Genomic DNA, 9,036 nt, shown 5'->3' on the forward strand with positions numbered 1-9,036 from the left:
TTTTTTTGCAACGTTTTGGTAACGTTACCGATAACGATACCGGAACCTCAAAACTGTATAAACTTTAATAATAAGACGATTAACCTACTGGAGGAAAATGTAAAGTTTAATTAATAAAACTTTACATCTTAAATAAACAAAACTTATAAGGAGGCTTTTTTATGAACAAGAGATTAAAAAAATTAATATTACCCGCTTTAGCCTGTGTATTCTCTCTATCACTAATGGCATGTGGAAAGAAGGAAACCCCTTCTAATGAAACTAGTACTCAACTTCCTAAAGGAAAAACTTTAAGAGTATGGTCAAAACTAACGCCAACTGAAAATGAGGTATTGAAGAAAGACTTAAAAGCTTGGGAAGACAAAACAGGAAATAAAGTAGAATTTTCTTTGATGAACGTTTCTTCATCAGACCTAGTTAAAATTGTTAATAGCAATGAAAGGCCCGACGTAATTTGGGGATTATCTAATGGACATACAGGTGTTTACGCCAAATCTGATATCATAGAGCAAATGCCAGATAAATTAATAAAAAAAGATCAAATTTTAGAAAAATCCATGTTAGATGCAGTTTCTTATGAAGGTAAAGTCTATGGCTATCCTTTGTTTGCAGAGACTTATGCATTATTTGTAAATAGAGATAAAATCAAAGAGGTCCCTAGTACTTGGGAAGAATTAGTCAAATTAGGACAAGCTAATGGCTTTCAATATGATGTAACTAACTTTTACTTATCCTTCTATCCAATCGCTACAAGTGGTGGATATATATTTAAAGAGAAAGGCGAAGGATTTGATGTAAAAGATTTAGGACTAGGCAATGAAGGGGCAGTTAAAGGTTTTGAATTAATTAAAGACTTAACAGATAAAAAAATCGTATCAGCATCCACAGTGGGTGATATACCAAAAGCAAACTTTAAAGCTGGTAAAACTGCATTTTATATTGGTGGTCCATGGGATGTTGATGAGCTAAATAAAGCCGGATTTAATTATTCTGTGGAAAAACTTCCTTCAATAAATGGTGTACCTGGTAAGTCTTTGTTAGGTATGCAAACAGGTTATGTAATTAAAAAATCCACTAATAAAGAACTTGCATGGAATTTAGTAGAATTTTTATCTGAAAAAGAAAAGGTACAAGAACTTATGAAAGCAGGTAATAGACTACCAGCTTATAAAGGATATGAATATGATAATCCAAAAATAAAAGGCTTCTTAGATCAATTCCCTAATGCAGTTGTAAAACCAATAGTTCCAGAAATGACTTTAGTTTGGGATCCAATGAAAGCTGCTTTAGAATCAGTGGTAACAGGTAAAAACACCCCTAAAGAAGCTGCAAAATTTGGTTTAGATGCGGTAAAGCAAAAGATTGATATAACTCAATAATAATAAAACAAGAGGAGTTTCTCCTCTTGTTTTGATAGGAGGGTAATAATGAACAGGAAGCGAAAGACTGACTTTTATCCATATTTATACTTAGCACCTGCACTAATCTCAATGATTTTCTTAACATTATATCCAATAATTAAGACTATATATATATCTTTTACTAATATGAATGTACAGAGATTAAATAATCCAGACTTTATCAAATTTGAAAACTACTCTAAAATCTTATTTGGTCCTCTTAAAGATAGTTTTATTCCAATGTTTATTTGGACCTTAACTTTTGCTGGCTTAACTTGCTTAATAGGATATGCATTAGGGTTAATGTTAGCATTAATTCTAAATAATAAAAATATAAAAGAAAGAGCAGTATATAAAGCTATATTAGTATTACCTTGGGCTCTACCTGGCACCATAGCTCTGTTATCTTGGCAAGGCTTATTTAATACTGAATATGGTGGAATTAATAAATTACTTATGTCTTTAGGAATAATTTCTTCAAAAATCCCTTGGTTACAAAATGTAACCTTAGCTAGAATAGCTATTTTAATTAGTAGTGTTTGGTTTACAGTGCCCTTTATGATGAACGCCTGTTTAGGTGCATTAACTTCTATTCCGCAAGATTATTATGAAGCTGCTGAAATAGACGGAGCAAATAAATGGCAGAAGTTTGTAAAGATAACTATGCCAACCTTAGCACCCGCTACCTATCCTTTAGTCATATCTTCCTTTGCCCATAATTTTAATAATTTTTCAGGTATATATATGATAACGGGTGGTGGACCTACTGGTAAATCTGTTTGGGCTGGAGGAACGGATATATTAATAAGCTCTGCCTACAAGCTAGTGGGAGAAGGAATGCAGGCTTATGGTTTAGCCTCTGCATTAGCAGTGCTAGTATTTATAATCATTGGCTCAATTACCTTTGTACAAATGAAACTAAGCGGACAATTTAAGGAGGTAAATTAGCTATGAAATATCCAAGAAAGAAATTAAAAAGAAATGAAGTAATAGAGCTTTGGATACACAGAGCCATCTTATGGATTGCAGTATTTATAGCTCTTTATCCTATAGTCTTTGTAGTTGCTAATTCTTTTGCATCTGGCTCAACCTTTGCCACATCAGGTTTATTTTCAGATAAACTTACACTAAATAATTATAAAGCCCTATTCGATGGCTCACTAAACGATAACTTTAATTTTATGAAAGCTATAAAAAATAGTATCATACTTTGTTCTTTAGTTTCAGTTCTTCAATTATTCATAACCTCTACTTCAGCTTATGCCTTTTCAAGACTGAAATTTAAAGGAAGAAAAAGTGGACTTATGTCTATACTTATAATACAAAGGTTTCCTATGATAATGGCTGCATCCGCTATTTTAACTGTAGCTTATAAGTTTTCTCTTACAGATAATATATTTTTATTAGCCATATTATTAGCAGGAACCAGCGCTTTTAATATCTGGCTACTAAAAGGCTTTATGGATAATATTCCTGTTGAACTGGATGAAGCAGCTAAAATAGATGGTGCAAACCATTGGCAAGTATTTGTTAAAATAATAATACCCTTAGCTAAACCTATGTTTGCAGTAATATTATTATTTTCATTCTTTGGTACCTATAGTGAATTCGTATATACTAAATCCTTATTATTTAATCCTAATAATTGGACTGTATCTGTAGCTTTACAAAGCTTTATCAGTGATGAATTTGCTCAAAATTGGTCCATGTTTTCAGCTGCTGCTGTAATAGCATCAATCCCTCAAGTTATATTATTCTTATTTCTGCAAAAATATCTACAAAGTGGACTAACAGCTGGTTCTGTTAAAGGTTAGAATATTAAAATAAATGGAGTGAAAAACAATGAAAATAGACTTACATAATCACTGCAAACAGCGCTCTAGCTGCAGTGGCTCAGATGAAGAAGAATTAATAGAAAGTGCTATAAAATATGGATTAGACGCCATAGTCTTTAGTGATCATGATAAATTGATGCCTAAAGATAGATTAGAAGCTTTAAGACAAAAATACTCTCCTTTTAAGATTTTTAATGGCATAGAAGTTAGAACTATACCAAATGGCGTGGATGTACTTGTTATTGGAGTAGATGACACCATATTAGAAAGCAAGGATTGGACTTATGAAAAGCTATATAAATTTACTAAAGAAAGAGATGGATTCATAGCGTTATGCCATCCATATAGATATTCAAATGTAATTGATATTGATATTGCGACCTTTGTTCCTGATGCTGTTGAATTGCATTCTTCTAACATAGGTAGTTGTGATGAAGAACTGATAAATACCTTAGCTAAAAGACTTAATATGAAATTATTAGGAAATTCAGATTCCCACAGTATTGATAAAGTGGGAATATACTATAATATTATAGATACAGAAGCGAAAGATGAAAAAGAGCTTGCTAAAGCATTAATTGAACTTCCCATAGAAATTGGGAAAGATCAAAATAGAGTAGATGAGATTAATAAAGAAATAAAAGTAAAAGAAGATCTAATCAAAACTATGATATCTGAGGGTAAGGATAAAGCATACTATAATAAAATTACAGGAAGATGGATAGGAGAATTCGAACGAGTAGAATTAGGAAAATCTTACAAAATTTAAAAATAAGAGGAGAGATGATATGAATATTAAAGATATAGCTAAGCTTGCAGGCGTAGGTGTTAGCACTGTATCTAGGGTAATAAATAATCATCCTGATGTAAAAGCAGAAACAAGGGAAAAAATCCTTGGAATAATAAAGGAAAGCAATTACATCCCTAACAATAGTGCTAGAATCTTAAAGCAAAATACCTCTAAAAATATTGGGCTATTTGTAAAAGGTGTATTCAACCCATTTTTCTCACAAATGATAAATATTATAGGTAATAGAATAAATGAAGCTGGGTACAACATGATACTTCAACAAAATGATTTTAGGACAAAGGATGATGATATAGATAATCTCATTGCCTTTGTCAAAGAAAAGAAACTAAATGGTGTTATTTGTCTTGGGGGTAATTTCTTAAAAATCACTGAAGATTCTTTTAACGCAATAGAGATTCCCATTGTGCTCGCTTCTGTAGACAGTATATCTAGCAAGAACAACGGAAAGTATTCACTAATAGCTATAGATAATGTAAAGGCAGCTTATACTGCTACTAAGTACTTGGTAGAAAATGGTCATACCGAAATCGCATGTATTCTTGGTGAAAAGAATGATTTAGGCATAAGCTATCTTCGTTTGCAAGGATATAAAAAGACTTTAGAAAAAAACTTTATTGATTTTTGTGAATCCAATATCCTAATAGGTAACTATAACTACAAGGATGCTTATAAGGAAACCATGAAAATATTAAATACCAATAAAAAATTAACAGCAATTTTTGCTATATCTGACATAATGGCAATAGGCGCAGCCAAAGCCGTAATAGATAGCAATTTAAGAATAGGCGATGATATATCAATAATAGGCTTTGATGGTATGGATATAAGCGAATTTTATAATCCTTCTATTGCTACCATAAAACAGCCGCAAGAAGTGATGGCTAAAAATAGTATAGATTTACTTCTAGATATAATAAACAATAGAACACAACATAAACATTTAATCTTGCCGACAACACTTATAAAGGCTAATTCTGTAAAAAAGATTAAATAGCAACTTTATCAATCGAAGGAGACAGATATGAATAGAAGTAGCGGAATAATAATGCATATAGCTTCTTTACCTGGCAATTACGGTATAGGTACTTTTGGTAAAGAGGCTTATAACTTTGCAGATTTCTTGAAAAAGTCAGGACAAAAATTTTGGCAAATTCTCCCTTTGGGTCATACAGGTTTTGCCGATTCTCCTTATCAATGTTTTTCAGCATTTGCAGGAAACCCATATTTTATAGACTTAGACCTTTTAGTAGAAGATAAGCTTTTAAAATGTAGCGATCTTGAAAATATTAAATTTTGTAATAATGAAGAGAAAATTGATTATACTTTGCTATCAAAAGAAAAAATGAGAATATTAAAAAAAGCATATCAGAATTCTAAAAATAAACTAGAAAGTGATATCTATAAGTTTAGCGAAGAAAATGAAATATGGTTAGAAAATTATTGCTTATACATGGCCATAAAAGAACAATTTTCTTTTGTATCTTGGCAAAAGTGGGACAATGAAATAAAAAATAGAGAAAGAGATGCATTAGAATATTATAAGCATTTATTAAAAGATGAAATTGAGTATTGGAGATTTATTCAATATGAATTTTTTAAGCAGTGGAAAAATCTAAAAAAATATGTTAATTCATTAGGCATAGAAATAATAGGAGATATTCCTATATATGTGGCAGAAGATAGTTCAGACCTTTGGGCAAATCAAGAAATATTCCTTTTAGATGAAAATAAAGTACCATTAAAAGTAGCTGGATGCCCACCAGATGCTTTTTCTGAAACTGGTCAATTGTGGGGTAATCCTATATACAATTGGCATGAAATTGAAAATAGTGATTTTAAATGGTGGAAAGATAGAATAAGATTCAGCTTAAGCTTATATGATGTCATTAGAATCGACCACTTTAGAGGTTTTGAATCTTTTTGGGAAATTCCTTATGGTGATAAAACCGCTGAAAAAGGAAGATGGGTAAAAGGTCCTGGTATGAAGCTTATAAAAGCTATAAAGGAAGAACTTGATGATGTAAAAATAATAGCTGAAGATTTAGGGTATATAACTGAAGAAGTTATAAAATTAAGAGAAGAATCTGGATTCCCTGGCATGAAGGTGCTGCAATTCGCTTTTGACTCAGATAGCAATAATGTATATTTACCTCATAATTATACTGAAAACTGTGTAGCTTATACTGGCACTCATGACAATGATACTATAAGAGGATGGTTTGAGATAACTGGGAATAAAGAATCCATAGTATATTGTAAAAAATATTTAGGTTTAAATAAAGATGAAGGATACAATTGGGGATTCATTAGAGGTACTTGGAGCAGCGTAGCTAACCTTTCTATATGCCTAATGCAAGATTTTTTAAATCTAGGGAATAATTCAAGAATAAATCTTCCATCTACTTTAGGCTGGTGGACATGGAGATTAAAAAAAGACTACTTAACAGATGAGCTAGCAAACAAGATATACGAAATGACAAAAACTTATGGAAGGTGTTGTAGTAATGAATAAAGAACAAATTAAAGCAGGTTTAAATAGATACTTAGCTGTAAAATATGGTAAAACTTTAAATAATGCGGAAGAATATGAAATATTTAATGCATTATCTTTAACTCTTTTGGAAAGCATTATTGAGAATTGGAATAATACTAATGAAATTTATAATAAGGTTAAAAATGCTTATTATTTATCTTCTGAATATCTTATGGGCAGAGCTTTAGGAAATAATCTTATAGCCCTAGGTCTTTACGATGAAGTAAAAAACGTTCTAACTGAATTAAATATAGATATGAATAAAATTGAAGAAATAGAAGAAGATGCTGGTTTAGGAAATGGTGGACTAGGAAGATTAGCTGCGTGTTTTATGGACTCAGCTGCCACTATGGAATTACCTTTAAAGGGTTATGGAATAAGATATAATAATGGGCTATTTAAGCAAATTATAGAAGCTGGGACTCAAAACGAGGATATAGATACTTGGTTAAAATATGGAGAACCTTGGAGCATAAGAAAAGAAAGCGAAAGAGTACAAATAAAATTTTCTGACATGACTGTAAATGCTATACCTTATGACACCCCTATTATAGGCTACAATAGCAAGAATATTAATACCTTAAGACTTTGGAAATGTGAACCATTAAAAGATTTTGACTTTGAACTATTTAACTCACAGAAATATGTTGAAGCTTTAGAGTTAAAAAACAGGGCAGAAGACATTTCAAGAGTATTATATCCTAACGATTCCAATAAAGAAGGCAAGCTATTAAGACTTAGACAGCAATACTTTTTAGTAAGCTCCTCACTACAAGATATAATAAGAAAATTTAAAGCTCTTCATGGTGAAGTTAATGAAAAATTTAGTGAATTTAATGTAATACAGCTAAACGATACCCATCCGGTGTTAGCAATTCCAGAATTAATAAGAATACTAATAGATGAAGAAGGCTTAGATTTTGATAGAGCTTGTTCTATAGCTGAAAAAACTTTTGCATATACTAATCATACCATATTAGCTGAAGCATTAGAAAAATGGGATGAGAATTTAATAGAAGAGCTTTTTCCAAGAATTTTAGAAATAATTTACACCCTTGATGCTAGATTTATAAGTAAATTAAGACAAAATGGATATGATAAAAACCAAATAGAGTATTTTAGAATTGTAAAGGATGGAATTGTAAGAATGGCTAACTTAGCTATACATATTTGTTTTGCAGTAAATGGTGTAGCTGAGCTTCATACAGATATATTAAAAAATATAGAATTAAATGATTGGTATAAGCTATATACAAATAAATTCAACAATAAAACTAATGGAATAACTCCGCGAAGATGGTTAAGATTATGTAATCAAGAACTATCAACATTAATAACTGAACTATTAGGCAGCGAAGAATGGGTTAAGAATCTTGACAAATTAAAAGAATTAGAAAAATTCATAGATAATGAAGATGTTATTAATAAGTTCCTAGAAATAAAACATATTAAAAAACACCAATTAGCTAAGTACATAAAAAATAAAGAAGATATTGATATAGATCCTAATTCTTTATTTGATATACAAGTTAAAAGACTGCATGAATATAAAAGACAACTATTAAATGCTTTTTATATTCTAGATTTATATTTTAGATTAAAAGAAGATCCCTCTATGGATATTCCCAATGTAACCTTTATATTCGGAGCAAAAGCCTTCCCTGGCTATAAGAGGGCAAAGTCTATAGTTAAATTTATTAATTCCATAGCAAATACGGTAAATAATGATAGCGACATAAACGGAAAAATCAAGGTTATTTTTGTAGAAAACTATGGGGTTTCTTATGGAGAGAAATTATTCCCAGCTGCTGATTTATCAAAACAAATTTCCACAGCTGGTAAAGAAGCTTCAGGTACAGGAAATATGAAATTCATGTTAAATGGTACTCCAACCTTTGGAACTTATGATGGAGCAAACGTAGAAATTGTAAAGGAAAGCGGAGAAGAAAGCAACTTTATTTTTGGCTTAAAAGTAGAAGATATTGAAGCCTTAAAAGAAAAATATGATATTACTAAATATTATAATAATGATAAAAACTTAAAAAGAGTTATAGATACATTAATCGATGGAACTTTTGATGATTGTGGTACCGGAGAATTTGAAGACTTATATAATTCTTTAATGACAGAAGGAGATCAATATTTCCTATTAGCTGACTTTGATGCTTTTAAACAAGCAGAGGACAAGGTATTTGATGCCTATAAAAATAAATTGCAATGGGGCAAAATATGCTTTAAAAATATATGTAATGCTGGAGTATTTTCTAGCGATAGAACCATACTAGACTATGCTAAAGATATTTGGAATATAAAAAAATGCACTAATCATTAAGGGGATGTTGCACAACTAACTAAACTAAATAGTTAGCTGCGCAGCAGCTTCTTTTTTTGTTCGAAAAATTAAAATGCGGTGCCCGTGGGCACCGCAAGTGTTGTATAATTATAGTATGATCAAGC

General features: G+C 30.8%; 7 protein-coding genes. All 7 read left to right on the forward strand.

Annotation, left to right across the window (positions count from 1 at the left end; translation table 11 throughout):
• Positions 1-161 precede the first annotated feature (161 nt).
• Genes BN2665_RS03745 through BN2665_RS03775 form a run of 7 tightly spaced genes read left to right on the forward strand, consistent with a single transcriptional unit; the run spans position 162 to position 8,911 of the window.
• Entirely contained in the window at positions 162-1,379 is a 1,218-nt protein-coding gene (locus tag BN2665_RS03745; RefSeq protein WP_055665773.1) for a sugar ABC transporter substrate-binding protein, read from the forward strand.
• A gap of 48 nt (positions 1,380-1,427) precedes the next feature.
• Positions 1,428-2,348: a carbohydrate ABC transporter permease gene (locus BN2665_RS03750; RefSeq protein WP_055665774.1), complete on the forward strand. Its 921-nt coding sequence runs from the start codon at positions 1,428-1,430 to the stop codon at positions 2,346-2,348.
• A 2-nt stretch (positions 2,349-2,350) separates the two neighbouring features.
• Positions 2,351-3,214 carry a sugar ABC transporter permease gene (locus BN2665_RS03755; protein ID WP_055665775.1) on the forward strand — a complete coding sequence of 288 codons (864 nt, stop codon included), beginning with the start codon at positions 2,351-2,353 and terminating at the stop codon, positions 3,212-3,214.
• Between the two features lie 28 nt (positions 3,215-3,242).
• Complete coding sequence (locus tag BN2665_RS03760) at positions 3,243-4,004, forward strand: PHP-associated domain-containing protein (RefSeq protein WP_055665776.1); 762 nt, start codon at positions 3,243-3,245, stop codon at positions 4,002-4,004.
• Positions 4,005-4,023: 19 nt separating this feature from the next.
• Positions 4,024-5,040: a LacI family DNA-binding transcriptional regulator gene (locus BN2665_RS03765; protein ID WP_055665777.1), complete on the forward strand. Its 1,017-nt coding sequence runs from the start codon at positions 4,024-4,026 to the stop codon at positions 5,038-5,040.
• A gap of 27 nt (positions 5,041-5,067) precedes the next feature.
• The gene (gene malQ, locus BN2665_RS03770) at positions 5,068-6,558 is read left to right on the forward strand and encodes a 4-alpha-glucanotransferase (RefSeq protein WP_055665778.1); all 1,491 of its coding nucleotides are present in this window, start codon (positions 5,068-5,070) and stop codon (positions 6,556-6,558) included.
• The gene (locus tag BN2665_RS03775; protein ID WP_055665779.1) at positions 6,551-8,911 is read left to right on the forward strand and encodes a glycogen/starch/alpha-glucan phosphorylase; all 2,361 of its coding nucleotides are present in this window, start codon (positions 6,551-6,553) and stop codon (positions 8,909-8,911) included. Before malQ ends, BN2665_RS03775 begins: the two co-directional genes overlap by 8 nt.
• Positions 8,912-9,036 lie beyond the last annotated feature (125 nt).

The sequence above is a fragment of the Desnuesiella massiliensis genome (assembly GCF_001403615.1).
In the GTDB taxonomy this organism is placed as follows: Bacteria; Bacillota; Clostridia; order Clostridiales; family Clostridiaceae; genus Desnuesiella; species Desnuesiella massiliensis.